18 protein-coding genes are annotated in these 19,682 nt (G+C 72.8%); 12 read left to right on the plus strand and 6 right to left on the minus strand.

Annotated features, from left to right (window positions below; translation table 11 throughout):
- Positions 1-5: 5 nt before the first annotated feature.
- Entirely contained in the window at positions 6-668 is a 663-nt protein-coding gene (locus tag ACQB60_RS11990) for a bifunctional DNA primase/polymerase (RefSeq protein WP_496925889.1), read from the minus strand.
- 287 nt (positions 669-955) lie between these two features.
- Between ACQB60_RS11990 and ACQB60_RS11995 the strand changes: the two genes are divergently transcribed.
- Entirely contained in the window at positions 956-2,344 is a 1,389-nt protein-coding gene (locus ACQB60_RS11995; RefSeq protein ID WP_384835805.1) for an NsdA family TPR-like regulatory protein, read from the plus strand.
- 260 nt (positions 2,345-2,604) lie between these two features.
- On the plus strand, positions 2,605-4,455 hold the full coding sequence (locus ACQB60_RS12000) for a hypothetical protein (RefSeq protein WP_496925890.1): 1,851 nt from the start codon (positions 2,605-2,607) through the stop codon (positions 4,453-4,455).
- Positions 4,456-4,551: 96 nt separating this feature from the next.
- Here the strand turns inward: ACQB60_RS12000 and ACQB60_RS12005 are convergent, their stop codons facing one another.
- Positions 4,552-5,817 (minus strand): ABC transporter substrate-binding protein, encoded by a 1,266-nt coding sequence (locus ACQB60_RS12005; RefSeq protein WP_496925891.1) that lies wholly within the window; start codon positions 5,815-5,817, stop codon positions 4,552-4,554.
- Between the two features lie 117 nt (positions 5,818-5,934).
- On the opposite strand from ACQB60_RS12005, the gene ACQB60_RS12010 reads away from it, so the two are divergent.
- The gene (locus tag ACQB60_RS12010) at positions 5,935-6,441 is read left to right on the plus strand and encodes an SCO4402 family protein (protein ID WP_496925892.1); all 507 of its coding nucleotides are present in this window, start codon (positions 5,935-5,937) and stop codon (positions 6,439-6,441) included.
- Positions 6,442-6,547: 106 nt separating this feature from the next.
- The gene (gene purU / locus ACQB60_RS12015) at positions 6,548-7,426 is read left to right on the plus strand and encodes a formyltetrahydrofolate deformylase (RefSeq protein ID WP_496925893.1); all 879 of its coding nucleotides are present in this window, start codon (positions 6,548-6,550) and stop codon (positions 7,424-7,426) included.
- Positions 7,427-7,539: 113 nt separating this feature from the next.
- Here the strand turns inward: purU and ACQB60_RS12020 are convergent, their stop codons facing one another.
- Positions 7,540-8,892: a zf-HC2 domain-containing protein gene (locus ACQB60_RS12020; RefSeq protein ID WP_496925894.1), complete on the minus strand. Its 1,353-nt coding sequence runs from the start codon at positions 8,890-8,892 to the stop codon at positions 7,540-7,542.
- Positions 8,889-9,476 (minus strand): sigma-70 family RNA polymerase sigma factor, encoded by a 588-nt coding sequence (locus ACQB60_RS12025; protein ID WP_496925895.1) that lies wholly within the window; start codon positions 9,474-9,476, stop codon positions 8,889-8,891. The genes ACQB60_RS12020 and ACQB60_RS12025 overlap by 4 nt, the downstream gene beginning before the upstream one ends.
- A 286-nt stretch (positions 9,477-9,762) precedes the next feature.
- Between ACQB60_RS12025 and ACQB60_RS12030 the strand changes: the two genes are divergently transcribed.
- Both ACQB60_RS12030 and ACQB60_RS12035 read left to right on the plus strand, forming a co-directional pair.
- Positions 9,763-10,137, plus strand: coding sequence for an STAS domain-containing protein (locus ACQB60_RS12030; RefSeq protein WP_496925896.1), 375 nt, complete (start codon positions 9,763-9,765; stop codon positions 10,135-10,137).
- Between the two features lie 193 nt (positions 10,138-10,330).
- On the plus strand, positions 10,331-10,843 hold the full coding sequence (locus ACQB60_RS12035) for an EF-hand domain-containing protein (protein ID WP_496925897.1): 513 nt from the start codon (positions 10,331-10,333) through the stop codon (positions 10,841-10,843).
- A gap of 49 nt (positions 10,844-10,892) precedes the next feature.
- Here the strand turns inward: ACQB60_RS12035 and ACQB60_RS12040 are convergent, their stop codons facing one another.
- On the minus strand, positions 10,893-12,446 hold the full coding sequence (locus ACQB60_RS12040) for a class I adenylate-forming enzyme family protein (protein WP_496925898.1): 1,554 nt from the start codon (positions 12,444-12,446) through the stop codon (positions 10,893-10,895).
- A gap of 134 nt (positions 12,447-12,580) precedes the next feature.
- On the opposite strand from ACQB60_RS12040, the gene ACQB60_RS12045 reads away from it, so the two are divergent.
- The 4 genes from ACQB60_RS12045 to ACQB60_RS12060 all read left to right on the plus strand — a co-directional run bounded on the left by ACQB60_RS12045 (position 12,581) and on the right by ACQB60_RS12060 (position 16,128).
- Positions 12,581-13,744 carry an acyl-CoA dehydrogenase gene (locus ACQB60_RS12045; RefSeq protein ID WP_496925899.1) on the plus strand — a complete coding sequence of 388 codons (1,164 nt, stop codon included), beginning with the start codon at positions 12,581-12,583 and terminating at the stop codon, positions 13,742-13,744.
- 8 nt (positions 13,745-13,752) lie between these two features.
- Entirely contained in the window at positions 13,753-14,622 is an 870-nt protein-coding gene (locus ACQB60_RS12050) for an acyl-CoA dehydrogenase family protein (protein ID WP_496925900.1), read from the plus strand.
- 25 nt (positions 14,623-14,647) lie between these two features.
- Entirely contained in the window at positions 14,648-15,217 is a 570-nt protein-coding gene (locus ACQB60_RS12055; protein ID WP_496925901.1) for a hypothetical protein, read from the plus strand.
- A gap of 440 nt (positions 15,218-15,657) precedes the next feature.
- The gene (locus ACQB60_RS12060; RefSeq protein WP_496925902.1) at positions 15,658-16,128 is read left to right on the plus strand and encodes an ATP-binding protein; all 471 of its coding nucleotides are present in this window, start codon (positions 15,658-15,660) and stop codon (positions 16,126-16,128) included.
- A gap of 407 nt (positions 16,129-16,535) precedes the next feature.
- On the opposite strand, the gene ACQB60_RS12065 is transcribed toward ACQB60_RS12060, so the two are convergent.
- On the minus strand, positions 16,536-17,462 hold the full coding sequence (locus ACQB60_RS12065) for a cyclase family protein (RefSeq protein WP_496925903.1): 927 nt from the start codon (positions 17,460-17,462) through the stop codon (positions 16,536-16,538).
- Positions 17,463-17,549: 87 nt separating this feature from the next.
- Here ACQB60_RS12065 and ACQB60_RS12070 point away from each other — a divergent pair, with 87 nt between their 5' ends.
- Entirely contained in the window at positions 17,550-18,461 is a 912-nt protein-coding gene (locus tag ACQB60_RS12070; RefSeq protein WP_496925904.1) for an SDR family NAD(P)-dependent oxidoreductase, read from the plus strand.
- Positions 18,462-18,469: 8 nt separating this feature from the next.
- Complete coding sequence (locus ACQB60_RS12075; protein ID WP_496925905.1) at positions 18,470-19,672, plus strand: acyl-CoA dehydrogenase family protein; 1,203 nt, start codon at positions 18,470-18,472, stop codon at positions 19,670-19,672.
- The last annotated feature ends 10 nt before the right edge of the window (positions 19,673-19,682 follow it).

The following is a 19,682-nucleotide window of genomic DNA, read 5'->3' on the forward strand; positions in this document are numbered from 1 at the left end:
CGGCGCTAGCGGCGGCGGCCCTCGCGCCCGCAGGCGTACGACAGCGGCGAGATGATCTCCTCCGCGTCGGGCAGCCAGCGGTTGGCGGCCGTCGGCCGGCAGGCCCACTGGACGGCGCCGGAGGCGCCGAAGCGGGTGGGCGGCGCCGCGACGTACGCGCCCTCGCCGAGAGCGATCAGGTCCAGCGCGGCGGGCGGCCAGCCGAGCTTGCGGACGAGGTCGGGGACCTTCACCGTCGCCCCGGGGAGCACGAAGAACTGCATGCGCCGGTCCGGGGTGCAGGTGACCGGACCGAGCGTCAGCTCCATCCGCTCCATGCGGGCGAGAGCCAGGAATCCCGCGGTCTCGGGCACGTCAATGGCGTCGAAGGTGCGCCCCGTGGGCAGCAGGATCGACGCCTTGGGCTGCTTCGACCACAGCCGCCGTGCGACGGTCGCGCTGCCGGTCGCCTGGGTCGCCCAGTCCTCGCGCGCGGGGTGGGCGCCGGGACGCGCGCACGCGGTGTCACCGCACGAGCACCGTTCGGCGCCTTCGACGGAGTCGAGCCAGGTGCCGGGGAACACGTCCCAGTGGCGCTCTTCCGCGTATCGCACGGCCGTGTCCAGCAAGGATTCTCCGCGCTGCTTCGGGATCTGCGCGGCTGACGTGACTCCGATGGTCTCTTCCACGAAGTTCTCAACTCCCCTCACCACAGAGGGTTACGGGCTCACGCGCGCGCGGGGGAGGAGCATCGTTTACCCACCTGGGGCGCATGGGTGCATGGGTGGGGGCGCAGACGGGGATCGGCTGCCGGGGGCGGGTAGCCACGTTCAGGGCGAACGGATGACTCGCTTAAGTTCACTTAGGGGTAATTCGCCCGCATCTTCCGTTTGTCCCCAGGGCATTGATCATCGAGGGACGGGCTCCTCGGCCCGGACCGCTCACGATGGTCCACGGTGCACACAGGGGGTACGCCATGGCCGCCAGGCCACTCGTAGCTCGACAGCCCAACGAACGACTGCAGGCACTGATCCAGGAAGCGGGCTGCTCGAACGCGGGCCTCGCCCGCAGGGTCAACATGTGCGGCGCGGAGCACGGACTCGATCTGCGGTACGACAAGACATCGGTGGCCCGCTGGCTGCGCGGACAGCAGCCGCGCGGGCGGGCGCCCGGCATCATCGCGGAGGCGCTCGGCCGCAAGCTGGGCCGCACCGTCACCATCGACGAGATCGGCATGGCGAACGGCAAGAACCTCGCCTCCGGTGTCGGCCTCCAGTTCTCGCCGACGGTCCTCGGCGCCATCGAGCAGGTCTGCGAGCTGTGGCGCAGCGACGTGGGCCGCAGGGACTTCCTCTCCGGCTCCTCCGTGGCGGCGTCCGCGCTCGTCGAGCCGAGCCGCGACTGGCTGATCTCCTCGCCGGACTCGCAGGTCGGCCGGATGGCGGGCCCGCGCGTCGGGCTCTCGGACGTGTCGGCGGTGCGCGCCATGACGGAGGCCCTGACGCAGCTGGACCACCAGTACGGCAGCGGGCACGTCCGCCCGGTGGTCGTGCACTACCTGAACTCGGTGGTGTCGGGGCTGCTCTCCGGCTCGTACCGGGAGGCGGTGGGGCGTGAACTGTTCGCGGCGGTCGCGCGGTTGACGGAGCTCGCCGGCTACATGGCCGTCGACACCGGGCAGCCGGGCCTCGCCCAGCGCTACTACATCCAGGCGCTGCGGCTCGCGCAGGCCGCCGGGGACCGGGGATACGGCGGGTATGTGCTGGCCGCGTCCATGAGCCACCTCGCCGCGCAGCTCGGCAACCCCCGGGAGATCGCACAGCTTGCCCGGGCCGCGCAGGAGGGGGCGCGGGGGCGCGTCACCCCGCGCGCGGAGTCCATGTTCTACGCGGCGGAGGCGCGCGGCCACGCCCTGCTCGGGGACGCGCGGTCGGCGCACGCCGTGTCAGGACGGGCCATCGAGGCGATGGACCGGGCGGCCGGGCAGACCCGCTCCGGCGACGACCCGGTCTGGATCCGCCACTTCGACCACGCCTACCTCGCGGACGAACTGGCGCACTGCCACCGCGACTTGGGCCAGGCCGACGCGGCGGCGCGCACCGCGCAGGAGTCCCTGGACGGGCACCCGGAGACCCGGGCGCGGCGGCGGGCGATCGGCATGGTCCTGCTGGCCACCGCGCAGGTGCAGCGGCGCGAGGTGGAGCAGGCGTGCCACACGGGCCTCAAGGCCGTCGAGCTCCTCGGCACGCTCCGCTCGAACCGGGGCGCGGAGTACCTGGAGGACTTCCGGGACCGCCTGGAGCCCTATCGGGACGAGCCGGTGGTGCGGGAGTTCGGAGCGCGCCTGGAGGTCCAGGCGGCGTGATGTACGTCTCGTGGGCGCGGCCTCGGGGGCCGCGCCCGGGAGGTGCGTGTACGAGGGGTGACCGGAGCCGGACCGCGCGTTGAACAGGACGTGTGCGCCCACGTGATGGAGCGAACGGACGTAATCAGCGTTCCCGCGCGCGCAATTGTTACTGCCTTCTTCGCCGTCCGGTCACCGGCTCGAGCTGCGTGGCCGAGCGCCACGGGGACCCGGTAGCGTGACCCGACGATTCCGAAGGTCCCCCATACGTAGGAGTCCCGGTGACGCAGCAGAGCGGACAGGGCGCTGCTTCCTCCGATCCGCAGCAGCCCGCGGCTCGGCCAGCGCACGAGGGCGTGATCCTGCCCGCGGACGGCGGCGAACCGCTGCTGCCCGGCACCGCGGGCCAGGCCGCCCCGGCGGGCGGCAGCCCCTGGGGCGAGCCGTGGGGCCCGCAGTCGGCACAGGCCGGGGGACTTCCGCCGCAGGACCTGCCGGGGGCCGGGCAGGCGTGGGGAGCGCCGCCCGCGCCGGACGCGCACCAGCCGGACCCGTACCAGGGGCAGCACCAGTACCAGTACCAGTCCCCCGAGCAAGGGCAGGGGCAGCCGCTGCCGCCGGAGGGCCAGAGTTACGGGCAGGGGCAGGCGCTGCCGCCGGAGGGTGCGCCGGGCCAGTTCCCGGGCCAGGGCCAGTTCCCGGGCCAGGGCCAGGGCCAGGTCCCCGGCCAGGGGCAGTACCAGGACCACGGGCAGTACCAGGGTCAGAGTCAGGGTCTGGGCCAGAGCCAGGGGCAGTACGGGACGCAGGGCCAGCCGCTCCCGCAGCCCGCCGAGCACGGCCATGGCCAGCAGCTCCCGCAGCAGTTCCCGCCCGCCGCGCACCCGGCCCAGGACGCGGGGCAGCTCCCGCCCGCCGTACAGCCGCAGCAGCTTCCCCCGGCCGCTCCCGCGCGCGGCGCGCACCGGGCGCCCGCCGCGCCCGCCGCCCCGGACTCCGCCGCGGAAGCCACCCAGCTCATACCCCCCACGCCCGCCGCGGGAGCCGCGCCCGCTCCCGGCGCCGACGAGGGCGCCACCCAGTACATACCGCCGGTCGCACCCGGCGCCCTGCCCCCCGAGGCACCCGCGTCCCCGTCCGCCTCCGGACCCGCCGCCGACGCCACCCAGTTCCTCGGCCGCGCCATGCCGCACGCGCAGCAGCCCGCGCCGCCCGTCCCCGGCGGGCCGGACAGCGAGGCCACCCAGTACATCGCCCCCGTGCCCGCGGAGCCCACCTCCGCCCCGTACGGGATCAGGCCCGGCGCCCCCGGCGACCGCAAGCCGCCGGCCGAGTTCGACAGCCTCTTCCGTACGGAGCCGGGCCCCGGCGACGAGGGCGGCGCGGCCTCCACGCAGCAGATGCCGCGCTTCGACCCGGCGATGGCGGCCGCGCCCTCCGTGGCGCCGCAGCCCGAGCCGGGCGGGCACGGGGCCGGGTCCGGCGGGCCCCGCCGCCGAACCGGCTCCAAACTCCCCCTGTTCGCGGCCCTCGGCGTCGGCATCGCCGTGCTCGGCATCGGCGCGGGCGCCCTGCTCAGCAGCGGCGGGGGCGACGACGACAAGGGCGACGACGGCGAGCCCGTGTCGGCCACGGCCCCCGAGAGCGGGGAGCCGTCCAAGGCCCCCGACCCGGCCAAGGCGCAGGCCGTCGCGCTCGACAAGCTCCTCGCGGACAGCAACAACAGCCGGGACGCGGTGATCGGCGCCGTGCGCGACGTGGGCCAGTGCAAGAACCTCGGCCAGGCGGCGAGCGACCTGCGCGGCGCCGCCAAGCAGCGCGGCGACCTGGTGACCCGCCTCTCCGGGCTCACCATCGACAAGCTGCCGAACAACGCGCAGTTGAAGGCGTCCCTCAACAACGCCTGGAAGGCGTCCGCTTCGGCCGACAACCACTACGCCGCGTGGGCCGACCAGGTCGCCGGCAAGAAGAAGGCGCTCTGCAAGAAGGGCGTCGCTCGCCACACCCCGCAGTACAACGCGGGCACGGCGGCCTCGGGCCGGGCGACCGCGCAGAAGCAGGCCGCCGCCGACCGCTGGAACCCGCTCGCCAAGAAGTACGGCCTGACGGTCCGCGACAAGTCGCAGCTGTAGCGGGCGGGTCGGCCTGCGGGGCGGCGCGCCCTGGAGCTATACCGAGCTACACCGAGCTACACCGAGCTACACCGAGCTACACCGAGCTACACCGAGCTACACCCGCTCCAGGGTCTTCGCCATGTTCACGAAGCCGCGCCGCACCGGCACCAGGCGTCCCTCCCGCACCACTTGGAAGGTGACGTCGGGGTTGATCAGGCGCGGATAGCCGCCGACGGCGATCGTGTCCTCGAAGCGCCAGCTCAGGGTGGGCGTGAGGCCGCCCGTGCTGACGCGCAGACCGTGGTCGAAGGCGCGGCGCAGCGTGCGCGCCGACACCTCGCCGCCGTCGAGCGACTCCACGGCCTGCTTCAGGACGGTGTAGGCGATCCATGTCGTCTGCACGCCCGCGTCCGTCGGGTCGATGCGGTTGTCGCCGAACGCCTGCTCGCGGACGGCCGAGCGCATCTGGTCCCAGCGCGGATCGCTCGCCGCCGGGTACCAGCCGGTGACGTAGGCGCCTTCGTACGGGCTGTCGCTGCCGCCCGTGCGGTCGATGAGGGACTGGTCGAGGCTGCCGAGCACGGAGGAGATGCGCGGCTTCGCGTACAGGTCCTCGGTGCGCCGGAACGAGTCGTAGAAGGTGTCGGTGCGGTCGCCGAGCGCCGCGGTGACACAGCCGCCGGAGCCCGCGTGCTTCAGCGCCTGCTCGGCCTGGAACGTGAAGTCGGTGCCGTCCTCGGGCGCCCTGATGTCCCGGGCCTTGCCCCGGCGGCCCTCGGCGAGGCCGGAGTCGAGGAGCTTGGGCAGGTCGTCGCCCGCGATGGTGTCGGGGCGGACCAGTGAGACGCGTGCACAACTGCGGGCCAGCTGGCGGCCGTTGCCCGCGAGCAGCGCCGCCTGGCCGCCGTTGACGGGGTAGGACAGGGCGCTGGTGAACTCCTCGTCCGTGATGCCGTAGCCGCCGATGTACGGGATGCCCGCGACCTCCAGCGGGGAGAGCGCCGAGCCCGCGTACTGGCTGTAGGAGCCGACGACCGCGGCGACCTTCTCGTCGACGGCCCTGCGGGCGCAGTCCGCCGCGGCCACCGAGTCGTTCTCGTCGTTGCAGGTGATGACCTTGAGTTCATGGCCGTCGAGGCCGCCGTGGGCGTTGGCCCAGCGCGCGAACGCCTGCGCCATCGCGGGGACGCCCGGCTTGTTGGTGGCCTTCGTCTTGTCCGGCGCCCAGGTCATGACCGTGATGGGGCTCTTGGCGCCGCCGGTTCCGGGGATCACGCCGCAGCCGGATATCAGGGACGCGCACACCGCCGCTGCACAGGCCGAGAGAGCCGCGGTCTTGAAGGGGTGACGGGGGAGGGCTGTGCGTCGCGAGACGGGCATGTGCACGCACGATTCCGGACGGGGCCCAATCTTTGAGTGACTCGTGTTCAACGGGCAGTGACAAGAAGGTGAAGGGAAGGGGCCGATTCGGCTGCGGCTCGGGGGAACGTACGATCGATGACCGTGCAACAAGGTTCGGAGAAGTCTTCCCGTCGCGGCCGTCGCTCCACCACCATGGGCGGCATGCCAACGAACGACATGCCGTGGTGGCGCTGGCGCACCAATGTGCGCTCGGCGCTGCACATGCTCTCCGACCCGCGCTTCCAGCAGGAGTGCTGGCTCGCGGGCCGCGAGGAGTACGGGGATGTGACCGACGCCGTGTACCGCCTCGTCGAGGACACCTGGCTGGACAACTGGTCGGCGGACAAGTACGTGGGGACGATCTTCCGCGACCCGCAGGAGGCGGCGCTCGTCGACGCCGCGGTGCTCCGGGTGCTGCGGATCATGCACGAGGTGGGCCCGGACGCGGCCGTCTCCGCGTATCTGGACCACCCGGGCTGGCCGGAGGCCGTGCACGCGGCGCGGGACGCGCACGTGCACCTGGCGGTGAGCGACGGGGAGGACCCGGACCAGCCGCCGCGGACGCTGGAGGTGCTGCGCATCCTGACGCGCTCGGCTTCCTGACGGGTTCGGCTTGCTTACGGGGTTCGGCTTCCTGAGGCGGTCGGTCCCCTGACCGCAGGGCGAGACGGGGACAACGGGCCCCGCGGGCTGTGCGACCCTTATTTCCATGAGCGAGAAGCCCGTGTCCCCGTCCGACGCTGACCAGTACGTCCTCACCCTCTCCTGCCCCGACAAGCAGGGCATCGTGCACGCCGTGTCGAGTTACCTCTTCATGACCGGCTGCAACATCGAGGACAGCCAGCAGTTCGGCGACCACGACACCGGTCTCTTCTTCATGCGGGTGCACTTCTCGGCCGAGGCCCCGGTGACCGTGGAGAAGCTGCGTGCGAGCTTCGCCGCCGTCGGCGACTCCTTCCACATGGACTGGCAGCTGCACCGGGCCGACGGGAAGATGCGCATCGCGCTGCTCGTCTCGAAGTTCGGCCACTGCCTGAACGACCTGCTGTTCCGCTCGCGCATCGGCGCGCTGCCGGTGGAGATCGCGGCGGTCGTCTCGAACCACACGGACTTCGCCGAGCTGGCCGCGTCGTACGACGTCCCGTTCCACCACATCCCGGTCACCAAGGACACCAAGGCGATGGCCGAGGCCCAGCTCCTGGAGCTGGTCCGCGAGCAGAACGTGGAACTGGTCGTCCTCGCCCGCTACATGCAGGTCCTCTCGGACGACCTGTGCAAGCAGCTCAGCGGCCGCATCATCAACATCCACCACTCGTTCCTGCCGAGCTTCAAGGGCGCGAAGCCGTACCACCAGGCGCACGCGCGCGGCGTGAAGCTGATCGGTGCCACGGCGCACTATGTGACCGCCGACCTCGACGAGGGCCCGATCATCGAGCAGGAGGTCGAGCGAGTCGGCCACGACGTCACGCCGGACCAGCTGGTGGCGATCGGCCGCGACGTCGAGTGCCGGGCGCTGGCGCGCGCGGTGAAGTGGCACGCGGAGCACCGGATTCTGCTGAACGGCACCCGGACGGTGGTGTTCGGCTAGGGGCTGCCGGGCCCGAGGGGGGCGCCCCGCCAGGGGCGCGGGGGACTGCGCGAGCGACCACGACGCATCCGCACCCGGCGACGAGGCAAGGCGCGGCAGCCCGGATGCCGCGCCTACATCCGGCTCAACGACGCGGCAGCGAACAGCACGTCCCGGATGGCCTCCCGGTCACCCACCTGCCCGGTCGCCGCCTCCTGAGGCGATACGTGGCCCGCGGCCAGCTTGCAGAACTCCACGCCGTCCAGGGCGACATGGGCCACCTCCTCCTCCGGTGACGGCACCGCCCCGGGGGAGTCGAGGGGGATGAGCCACTCGCCCCCGCCCGCCCCCTCGACCTCCAGGCGCAGGCTGCGCCCGGGCGCCCCCGCCGCGACCAGCTCGCGCGAGGGTGCCGCGAGCCCCGCGCGGCGCCGGCCCGCGAGGGTGTCGGGGAGCAGCCGCGCGGCCAGGTCGATCATCACGTGGAGGTGGCGCGGGGAGGGCGGCTCGTACGGGTAGTCGACGGCGTCCGCGATGTCGCCCGCGTGGATCCAGCACTCGAAGGCGCGGTCCACCATCGAGTCCCGCAGCGGCAGTTCGGCGCCGTGCGTCCCGTACGGCACGGTCAGGCGGCCCGAGCCCCCGCCCGCGAACGACACCGTGCGGATCAGCTCGTGGGTCTGCTCCCGCCAGGGCCCGCGCACCGCGCGCGTGGGCGGGTAGCCGGACGAGGACGCGGCCCGCCAGTAAGCCTCCGTGCGCTCCGCGGGGCCGCCGCCGCCCGAGGCGTGGGCCAGCGGGTCGGTCAGGCCGAGGGCGAGGCCGACCAGGCCGTCGACGGCGAGGAGGTGCGCGATGACCCCGGCGACCGTCGTCTTCCGGGAGACCGGGCCTTCCCCCTCGAACCATCTCAGCCGGACCGGCGCGTGCCACTCCGCGTCTCCGATGTCCTGGAGCAGGGCGTCGAGCCGGGCCGTCTCCGCGTCGTACGGGGCGGCCCACTCGGGCACCGGGATGCGGGGCGGGCGGCGCCCGAGGCAGCTCTCCAGGACGCGGCCCCGAAGACCCGGGTCGAGGTCGAGGCTCTCCTCGGGGTGCAGCAGGCCCACGGCGTCCCGCAGCCGCAGCGCCTCCTCCGCGCAGGGCCCGCACCCGCCCAGGTGCTCCTCCACGGCGGCGGCCTCCTCCGCGGAGCAGGCGGACAGCGCCCAGGCGCCGAGCAGGGATTTGAGGACCGGGTGGTCGAGGACGAGCGGGGTGGGCGGCAGGGGCCGGCCGGTGTCCTCTATGGAGGTGCGGGGAGCCGGTATGCGCGGGGCGGACTCGTCGTCGCCGGCCGCCCCGAAGCCGCCGTCGCCGCCACCGCCGTGGCCGTCCCCGTCGCCGTGACCGGCGTCACCGTGACCGTCGTCACCGCGCCCGCCGGCTCCGGTGCCGCCCGGCTCCTCGTACGGATCCGGCCGGTCGGCCCCGTCGGCCCGGCTCACAGCGCCCTCCCGTACCCCGGGGTGGTGTCGGGGCTCTCGGCCTGGCCGGTGTCGTGGGCCGTGGACAGGAGCTGGAGGCCGAGGCGGAGCCTGCGCCGGGCCTCGTCCTCGGTGACGCCGAGGTCGAGGGCGGCCTGGCGGTAGTCGCGCCGCTGGAAGTAGGCGAGCTCCAGGGCGGCCCGCAAGGGGGCGGGCATCGCGGTGACGATGTAGTCGGCGCGGGCGGCCGCGGAGGCGCGGCGGACCTTGCGCTCCAGCTCCTCCGTGCTGCCCCCGCCGCCGCGGGCGAGCGCCGCGGACTCGGTCTGGCGCAGCCGCTTCACGGCGAGCTGGTGGGCGAGCGTGGCGATCCAGGAGCGGAGGGGGCCCTGCTTGGGGTCGTACGCCTCCGGGTTCTCCCAGACGTGGGTGAAGACCTCGCGGGTGATGCGGTCGGCGCCCTGCTCCTCGCCGAGCACCCGGTGGGCCAGGCCGTGGACGAGCGAGGCGAACTTGTCGTAGAGCTCCCCGAGCGCCGCGGCCTCTCCGTGTGCGAGGCGCTGCTGCATCCGGCGGTCCCAGCGACGCGGCGCGTCCTTCGGCATGCGGCCCCCCTCTCTGCGCTCGCCGTGCCCTCACCGTTCTCTCGAATGTAGTCGCCATCACTGACAACGGGCCCTGGTTTACGGCAATGCACGCGTTCTGGAGGCGGCTCGTGGGCCCGGGATGATAGGGGGCGCACGGTACACAGCACACTGGTGTTTCATAGAACTTCACAGATGTGAGCATCGCGGGGCGTCGAACGGCGCGGCGTTTCGCGGGTCGGCGGCGGGGCAGCCGCGCAGTGGAAGCGTAAGGACGGCTTCCGGATCAGCGAGCGGGAGGCATGGCGTGACGCTCAAGGTGACGGTGGGCGAGCAGGACGGATGGTCCGTCCTGCGGGTGTCGGGCGAGATGGACCTGGTGACCTCCCCCCGGGTGCGTCAGCGCGTCCACGACGCCGTCGCCGACGGCCGCCGCAGCCTCGTCCTCGACCTGTCCGAAGTGCTCTTCTGCGACTCCAGCGGCGTCGGCGTCCTCATCGCGACCCGTCGCCTCATCCGCTCCTGCCGGGGCCGGCTGCGCCTGATCCTGCCCGCGCAGGGCGCCGTCGACGGCTCCCACGTCAACCGCGTCCTCGCGGCCCTGGGCGTGCGCCGCCTCTTCGAGGTCTACCCGGACGTGGCGGCGGCGCTGGACGAGGGCGCGGCCCCGCTGTCGGCGTGACGGGGTGTCTTCTCCGGCATAACCGGGCGTCCTCCTCGACGACTTGGCGCACACCGTGTCCCAGCCCTGACACAATCCCCGTTTTCGCGGCTGCGGCCGCCTGCGGCGACGTACGCTCCTTGCAGACAAAGTGCCAGCTGAGACAGGTCGGCTCGCACGGACCCAACCGCGGAAGTGAGGCGGCCCGAACACCATGGACAGTGCCGAGTACGAGCGAAAGATCGCAGCCCGTTTCGCCACCTTCGACCAGGACGGCAACGGCTACATCGACCGTGAGGACTTCAGCGCGGCGGCCAAAGCGGTACTCGCCGAGTTCGGCACCAAGGCGCGCTCCGAGCAAGGGCAGGCCCTCTACATCGGTGCCGAGGCCTTCTGGCAGGGCATGGCGGGCATCGCCGACCGCGACGGGGACCAGCGCATCACCCGCGAGGAGTTCGTCGGCGGCGCCGTGAAGCGGCTGCGCGACAACCCCGAGCGGTTCGCCGAGATCGCGCGCCCCTTCCTCGACGCCGTGATCGCGGTCGCCGACGCGGACGCGGACGGCGCGGCCAGCCCGCAGGAGGCCGCCCGCGCCCTCAAGGCCCTCGGCGTGCAGGCCGAGGTGGCCGACGCCGTCGCCGCGGGCCTGGACTCGGACGGGGACGGCCGGATCCTGGAGCCGGAGTTCGTGGCCGCGTTCGCCGCGTACTTCACGGTCCCCGAGTAGACCCGCCCGCCCGCGCCGGGGCCTGTCCGCCGGACAGGCCCCGCGCCCCCTACGCCGAATACCGCTCGCGCAGCTTGTACTTGAGCACCTTGCGCAGCGTCTCGTTGCGCGGCAGCGCGTCCGCCACCTCCAGCTGCTCCGGCAGCTTGTACGTGGACAGGCCCTGCCCGCGCAGGTAGTCCGTGACGGCGCCGAGGGTCAACTCCCCCGCGCCGTCACGCAGTTCGACGACGGCGCAGACGCGTTCGCCGCGCTCCGGGTCGGGCAGGCCGATGACCGCCGCGTCGCCCACCGCGGGGTGCTGGTGCAGCAGGTCCTCGATCTCCTTGGCGGAGATGTTCTCGCCCTTGCGGATGATGATGTCCTTGGCCCGGCCGGTCAGGACCAGATGGCCCGTCTCCTTGAGGTGCCCGAGGTCGCCGGTGATCAGGAAGCCGTCCGCGTCGAACACTTCGGCGCTCTGCACGGGGTCGAGATAGCCCTGGCAGACCGCCTCCCCGCGCAGCCGCACCTCGCCGTCCACGTCGAAGGGGAGCTGCTTGCCGTCCGCGTCCGTGATGCGGATCTCCATGGCTGCCGGGGGCCTGCCCTCGGTCGTCGCCAGGTTCTCCGGGGTGTCGTCGGGGGCGCCCATCGTGATCATGGGGACCTCGGACATGCCGTAGCCGTGGGTGAGTTGGACGCCCATCTCGCGTACGACGGCGTGGTAGACCTCGGGCGGCTTCGGGGCGCCGCCGCCCGCGAGGAGGCGGAGGGAGGGGATGACCTTCTCGCCCTCCGGGAGCTTGCGCTGCTCCGCGAGGAACATGGAGTAGAACGCCGTCGAGCCGCCCGCGACCGTGACCCCGTGGCGCCGGTAGCCGTCGAGCGCCGCGGGCAGCGCGAACTGCTCGAACATGACGGCGGGGAACCCGTACAGGAGGAGCATCACGGTGTAGTCGGGGCCCGCTATGTGGGCGAAGGGGAAGGCCATCGAGCCGACGTCGGACGGTTCCAGGTGCAGCGCGTGGGCGAGGCAGGAGCCGCCCGCGATCAGCGAACGGTCCGTGTGCAGCACGCCCTTGGGGTCGGACGTCGTCCCCGAGGTCCAGTAGATCCAGCGCACCGCCGTGCCGTCGGCGGGCGGGGGCGGCAGGACGGCCGGGTCGCCCTCCGGCAGCGAGTCGTACGCCTCGAAGACGCCGCGCGCGCCGAGGCGGTGCGCCATCTCCGTATGGTCGAAGCCGCGCCAGGTGCCCGGCGTCGCGAAGAACTCCGCCTTCGACTCCCGTAGCGCGAAGCCGACTTCGCGGTCCCGGTAGAAGGGGATGACCGGCGACTGGACCGCGCCGATGCGGGCGAGCGCGAAGGACAGGACGGCCGTCTCGATGCGTGTGGGCAGCTGCCAGGCGACCACCGTGCCGGGGCGCACGCCCCTGTCGTGGAGCCCTGCGGCGACCCGCTCGCAGCGGTCGCGCAGGCCGCCGAAGGTGAGCGTGCGGTCGTCCGCGGGGTCCGCGGCGGCCTGGATCAGGACGGGGGCGTCGGGGGTGAGTGCGGCCCGGCGCTCGATGAGCTCCCAGAGGGTGCGCGACGCACCCAGCGCGTGTGCGGTGTCGTTCACTGCGCCCCCTTCGCGTAAGCATCCGCGTTAGCTGACGGTCTGTCAGGTCGTGCCGAGAGAGTAGAGCTCCGCGCCTTGTCGGTCCAGGGGTGCGGGGCTAGCCTGCGTTCTGACGGGTCGTCAGAAGGGTGCGCATGGACCTCACATACACGGAAGAGGAAGAGGAGTTCAGGGCGCGCCTGCGCGAGTGGCTCGGCAAGGCGCTCCCCGGGCTCCCGCCCAAGCCGTCCCCCGCCGACTGGCCTGGCCGCCGCGCCTACGACCTGGGCTGGCAGCGCATGCTGTACGACGCCGGATACGCGGGCCTGCACTGGCCCGTCGACGCGGGCGGCCGGGGCGCGACACCGACGCAGCACCTCATCTACCTGGAGGAGACCGAACGCGCGGGCGCCCCCTACGTAGGCGCCAACTTCGTCGGACTGCTGCACGCCGGCCCGACCATCGCCTCCGAAGGCACCGCCGAACAGCGGGCGCGCTGGCTGCCGCCCGTGCTGCGCGGCGACGAGGTGTGGTGCCAGGGCTTCAGCGAACCGGACGCCGGCAGCGACCTCGCGTCGCTGCGCACGCGCGCGTGGCGGGACGGCGACGACTACGTGGTGAGCGGGTCCAAGATCTGGACCTCGCACGCCGAAGTGGCCGACTGGTGCGAGCTGTTGGTGCGCACGACACCGGTGAGCGAGACCACGCCCAAGCACAAGGGCATCACCTGGCTCGGCATGCCCATGGACGCCCCCGGCATCACGGTCCGCCCGCTGCGCACGCTCGCGGGCTCCACCGAGTTCGCGGAGGTCTTCCTCGACGAGGTGCGCGTGCCCGTCGCGAACCGCGTCGGCGCCGAGAACGACGGCTGGCGCGTGACGATGGTGACGCTGTCGTACGAGCGCGGCACGGCCTTCGTCGGCGAGGTCGTGGCCTGCCGCCGCGTCCTCGGTGAACTCGCCCGCGAGGCACGGCGCAACGGCCGCTGGGACGACCCGGTGCTGCGCCGCCGCCTCGGCCGCCTCAGCGCCGAGTTCGCCGCCCTGTGGCGGCTCACGCAGTGGAACGTGAGCGAGGCGCAGCGCACCGGAGGCGTCCCCGGCATCGGCGGCTCGGTCTTCAAGCTGCGCTACTCGCACGCCCGCCAGGAGCTGTACGAGGCGGCGGGCGAGGTCCTCGGCGCGGCCGGGCTCGACCTGGACCACGAGTGGGTCCTCGACCGGCTCTCCTCGCTCTCGTACACCATCGCCGCAGGGACCTCGCAGATCCAGCAGAACATCGTGGCCGAGCGCATCCTCGGCCTGCCGAAGGGGCGGTGAGGAGCCGCGTGGACTTCCAACTCACGCAGGACCAGCGGGACTTGAAGGCGGGTGTGCGCAACCTCCTGGAGGGCCGGTTCGGCCGCGAGGCGCTGCGGGCCGCCGTGGACACCACCGAGGCCCCCGCCCTGGACCGGGAGCTGTGGCGGGAGCTCGCGGACGCCGGGTTCTTCGCGCTGCGGCTCCCGGAGGCCGAGGGGGGCGTGGGGCTCGGGCTCCCGGAGGCGGTGCTCGCCTTCGAGGAGGCGGGCCGGGTCCTGCTGCCGGGACCTCTGGTGGCCACGCACCTCGCGGCGGGCGCCGTCGAGGGAGCGGCCACCGGCGACACGGTGGTGACCGCCGTCGAGGGCACGCTGGTGCCGTGGCTGGAGGCCGCCGATGTCGTACGGGGGGACGCAGGCGCCGCCACCGCCATCCGCTCCCTCGACCCGCTGACCCCCCTGCACCGGGTGCCGGAGCAGCAGGAGCGGCCGTCGCCCGAAGCCGCCCTGCTCACCGCCGCCGAACAGCTCGGCAGCGCGAGCCGCACCCAGGAGCTCGCGGTCCAATACGCCAAGGAGCGGGCGCAGTTCGGGCAGCCCATCGGCGGTTTCCAGGCGGTCAAGCACCTGTGCGCGCAGATGCTGGTGCGCGCCGAGGTGGCCCGCGCGGCCGTGTACGCGGCGGCCGTGACCGGGGACGCCCTGGAGGCGTCGGCCGCGAAGCTGCTCGCCGACGAGGCCGCGGTCCGCAATGCCCGCGACTGCCTCCAGGTGCACGGCGGCATGGGCTTCACATGGGAGGCGGACGTCCACCTCCACCTGAAGCGGGCCTGGGTCCGCGCCGAGCTGGGACGCACGGCCCGGGACGCGGAGGAGGAGCTGGCCGCGGCCCTGTGAACGCCGTGTCGTAGGGTCCCTGTCCATGTCACTCGGCCCCGACCTCGCGCCCTCGACGGGGCCCACCGTGGGCGGGCGTGCACTCGGCGTCGTCATGCTCCTGGTGACGCTGACCGTCTGCGGCCTCGGCGTGGCCAAGGCCGCGACCGCCGCCGGGTACGTGGGCACGCGCGGCACCATCGAGGTCGAGGAGTGCCGGCAGTCCTCGGGCGGCCGGGGCCACTCGGACACCCGCTGGTGCCGCGGCACCTTCCACGCAGCCGACAGCGGCGCGCGTGACGTGGACGCGCAGGTGAAGTCCCGTGACGCGCGGCCCGAGGACTCCGTCGACGTCAGCCGCAGCGGCAGCGAGTACGTCGAGGTCGGCCACGGGCACAGCTGGGGCTTCCTGGTCATGGCCTTCCTCGGGCTGCTGCTCGCGGCGCCCGCGTTCGCCGTCGCGGTGAGCGGCATCAGCCCGCGCCCGGCCGCACACGGCGCGGAGGCGATCCGCGCCGCGCTGAGCGGCACCTGGGCGGCCCGGGTCGTGAAGTGGACCGCGCTGACCTCGGTGGCCGGAATGGCGGTTTTCGGCTACCTTGCCTGGCTGTTCTGAGTGACGGTCGGTGGCGCGGGATGTGCGGACCGTGGCCGACTTGTGGAGTCGGTGAATTCGGTGAAGGCTACTGAGCGTCGATATCGGGTTGTGTCCTACGCGTGACTCGTCACGGCATGGAGTCGGCGCCCCGCTCGGGTACCTTGTGTGGGATGCGAGTGGTTCTGAGGCCGAGCCATGCCGGTGTTGCCCCTGAGGCGGCTCCGGACCCGGCAGTGCGCGTCATTCGCAGCGCAGGACAGGGCCTCGCGCCCGCCTGTTCGACCCCCTGCGGCGCGCGTCGCACAGTATGCCGCACGCGTACTCCTTCGCGCTGGAATATGCCCGAAGCGCTTGTTGGGGTGACTGAACGTCAACCATGCTGTCTCCCAAGGGGATCACGTTCCGTGACCCCGTGGAGTCGCGAGGCGATGTGTCCGCCGGTTCGGATGGTGTGAGCGGTGCAGGTGCTTCAAGTTCAGCTGGAGGTCAGGCCCGACCCCGCGGAGGTGGGTCGGGCCCGTAGATGGGCCCGTTCGCGGCTGGCCGTCTCGGGAATAGAGGCCGACGAGCCACTGGCGGAGACGCTGATCCTCCTGATCTCCGAGCTGGTCACCAACGCCGTTGTGCACACGGGCTGTCCGGCGGTGCTGCGCATGCGGCTGCCGGGCGTCCCGGAGGACTCCACGGGCACCGTGCGGGTCGAGGTCGCCGACACCAGCGCCCGGCCGCCCAGCCCCCGGCACGCGGACGACGAGGAGACCAACGGCCGCGGCCTGGAGCTGGTCGACGGCCTGGCGGACCGCTGGGGCTGGCAGCCCGAGGGCACCGGCAAGAGCATCTGGTGCGAGGTGGACCGGTGCGAGCCGGGCGCCGCCGCGATGGCGTTCGGCGGCGTGACGTACGAGGACGTCGCGTACGAGACCGTCTGACGGTTCCGGCGGCGTTGTCGGCCCCGTACGGGAGTTCTTCCCGTTTTGCCGTCCCCGCGCCGCGCATGCGCCCTGTCTGTGCCTCGATGCGCGGCCATGTGCGAGCCCCGCTGAATCGGACAAACAAGGGCGAACCCCCGGACGGGTGTTGACGTACCGTGTCCGATTGATCACGCTTGTGTGCAGCGATTCGCCGCGAGGGGATGTCGAGGGTGCTCGGTGACGGAGGTCCTTGGCGAGTGTGGATCGCCATTCGGCGTCAGCCTCTCTCTCCGGGGTCGGACAGAGGGGCAGGGCCTGTCGCCGGAGTCGGATGGCGGCGTGCGCGGCAGCGTGCTCGGGGCGGACGCCGGTGTGCCGCCACCCGAACTCCCTTCCAGGCAGGGCCTCCAGGACGTGCGGAGCCGCTAGAACACCGCCACCGGAGCCACCATCGTCCCCGTCCCGCCGACGAACGGCTCGGGCATCGCGGAGAGCAGGAAGTCGTGGCGGCCGATTTCCCCACAGGCTGTGGACAACTTTTCCAGATCCCAGTTCTGGCCCTGCAGCATCCCCATCTCGACCAGGTCGAGCGCGTGCACCGGCAGCCACAGGTTCTCGATCTCCGGCGGGAAGATCTCGAAGGTCAGGGTGTCGTTGGCGACGGCGGCGACGTCGCGCGCGTGGAACCACTCGGGCGTCCGCACGGACAGGCCGGGTGACGGGAAGCCGTACCCGTGCTTGTCGCCCGCCAGATAGACCTGCACCTGCCCCGTGCGGACCAGCACGATGTCGCCCGCGCGCACGCTCACTCGGCCGAACTCCGCCGCCTCGTCCAGGTCTTCGGGCGTGACCGCGTGGTCGCCGGGCAGCCGGTCGAGGCCCTTCGCGCGGGCCACGTCCAGCAGGACGCCGCGCGAGACGATGTGCGGGGCCTTGTCGATGCCGCTGAACTCGGCGCCCCGGTGGGCCGTGATGGTGTCGGCGGGGCGGCCGTTGTAGAGCTTGCCCGAGTGCGAGACATGGGTGAGCGCGTCCCAGTGGGTGGCCGCCTGGAGGCCCATGGTCACGGCGTCGTCGCTGGTGGCGACCGTGCCGGGGCCGAAGATCTCCTGGTTGATCTGGACCATGGTGTGCAGGGGGTTGATCCGGCCGGGGATCAGCCCGGACTGCACGCCGTCCTCCTTGAGGGGCAGCGCGAGCGGGACGCGGCGCCCGGTGCGCACGGTGGCCGCGGCCTCCCGTACGACCTCGTCGGTGATCAGGTTCAGGGTGCCGATCTCGTCGTCCGCCCCCCAACGCCCCCAGTTGTTCACGCGTTTGGCGATGTCGTGGAACTCGGGCGGTAGTGGCATATGAGTCCTCCCCGAGGGCTTGTCTTCGAGTATCTGACGGGTCATAGAATCTAACGGTCCGTCAGAAACCGCGGGAAGGGGCCGGACGTGGGGAACTTCTTGGCAGGCAAGGTCGTCGCCGTGACCGGTGCCGGTCGTGGCATCGGAAGGGCGGTGGCACTCGCCGCCGCCGCCGAGGGGGCGAAGGTCGTCGTGAACGACTACGGGGTCTCGATGGAGGGTGCCGAGCCCACCAGCGAGGTCGCCGAGGCCGTCGTCAAGGAGATCGAGGCGGCCGGTGGAGAGGCCGTCGCGGTCGCCGACGACATCTCCACGATGGCGGGCGGCCAGCGGGTCGTCGACACCGCGCTCGCGCAGTTCGGGCGCATCGACGGCGTCGTCTGCGTGGCCGGGATCCTGCGCGAGCGGATGCTGTTCAACATGTCCGAGGCGGAGTGGGACCCGGTCCTCGCGACGCACCTGAAGGGCACCTTCACCCTCTTCAGGGCCGCCTCCGCCGTCATGCGCAAGCAGGGCTCGGGCACCCTCATCGGCTTCACCAGCGGCAACCACCAGGGCTCCGTCGCGCAGGCCAACTACAGCGCCGCCAAGGGCGGGATCATCTCCCTGGTGCGCAGCGCCGCGCTCGGCCTCCACAAGTACGGGGTGACCGCCAACGCCGTCGCGCCCGTCGCCCGCACCCGCATGTCCGCCAACGTCCCGATGGAGCTCAAGGAGATCGGGGAGCCGGAGGACGTCGCGGCGCTCGTCACCTATCTGCTCAGCGACCGCGCCCGCGAGGAGAAGATCACCGGGCAGGTCTACACGATCGCCGGACCCAAGATCGCGGTGTGGGCGCAGCCGCGCGAGCTGCGCGCCGGATACGCGGACGGCTCCTGGACGCCCGAGAAGATCGCCGACTTCCTGCCCGGGACGGTGGGCACCGACCCGATGCCGATGCTGGCCCAGCTGGAGGCCATGGCGAAGGCGGCGGCCAACAAAGAACGACCGAACGCGTAGGCCCGGCCGTGGAGTTCAGCTTCGGAGCCGACGACGAGGCGTTCCGTACGCGCGCGCGTGCCTGGCTCGAAGAGCATCTGACGGACGAGTTCGCCGCCGTGCGCGGGCGCGGCGGTCCCGGCAGCGAGCACGAGGGCGGGGCCGGACGGCGCGCCTGGGAGCGGGAGTTGGGGCGCGGCGGCTGGATCGGCATCGGCTGGGACGCCCCCGAGGGCGCCTACGGCAACCGGCGGGCCACGCTCACCCAGCAGGTCGTCTGGGCCGAGGAGTACGCGCGCGTGCGGGCACCCGGCCGCTACGGTCACATCGGCGAGAACCTCCTGGCCCCCACCCTGCTCGCCCACGGCAGCGAGGAGCAGAAGGCCGAGTTCCTGCCGCCCATCGCGCGCGGGGACGCCCTGTGGTGCCAGGGCTACAGCGAGCCGGGCGCCGGCTCCGACCTCGCGGGGCTGCGCACGGCGGCGGTGCGGGACGGAGACACGTACCGGATCAGCGGCCAGAAGGTGTGGACGTCGCTCGCGCACGAGGCGGACTGGTGCTTCGTGCTCGCCCGCACCGAGGCGGGCTCGCGCGGCCACAAGGGGCTGTCCTTCCTGCTGGTGCCGATGGACCAGCCGGGCCGCATCGAGGTGCGCCCCATCCGGCAGTTGACGGGCACGAGCGAGTTCAACGAGGTCTTCTTCGACGGTGCACGCGCGCGTGCCGCTCATGTCGTGGGGGGCGACGGCAACGGCTGGCGCGTCGCGATGGGCCTGCTCGGCTTCGAGCGGGGCGTGTCCACGCTCGTGCAGCAGATCGGCTTCGCCGAGGAGCTGGCGGGCGTCGTGCGGGAGGCGGTCGGCTCGGGCGCGGCGGAGGACCCGGTGCTGCGCGACCGGCTGGTGCGGCAGTGGGCCGAGCTGCGCGTGATGCGCTGGAACGCCCTGCGCACGCTGGGTGGTTCGGGCGCCGGTGACGGCGGCGCGCCGAGCGTCGCCAAGCTGCTGTGGGGCGGCTGGCACCAGCGCCTGGGCGAGCTGGCGATGGCGGTACGGGGGGCGGGCGCGACGGTCGGCCCCGCGGACTGGTCCGCCGAGACCCCGTACGAACTCGACGCCCTGCAACGGCTCTTCCTGTTCACCCGGGCCGACACGATCTACGGCGGCTCGGACGAGATTCAGCGGAACATCATCGCCGAGCGGGTGCTCGGCCTACCGAGGGAGCCGAGATGAGGGGTGGCTG

This window comes from Streptomyces odontotermitis, assembly GCF_050510915.1.
Classification (GTDB): domain Bacteria; phylum Actinomycetota; class Actinomycetes; order Streptomycetales; family Streptomycetaceae; genus Streptomyces.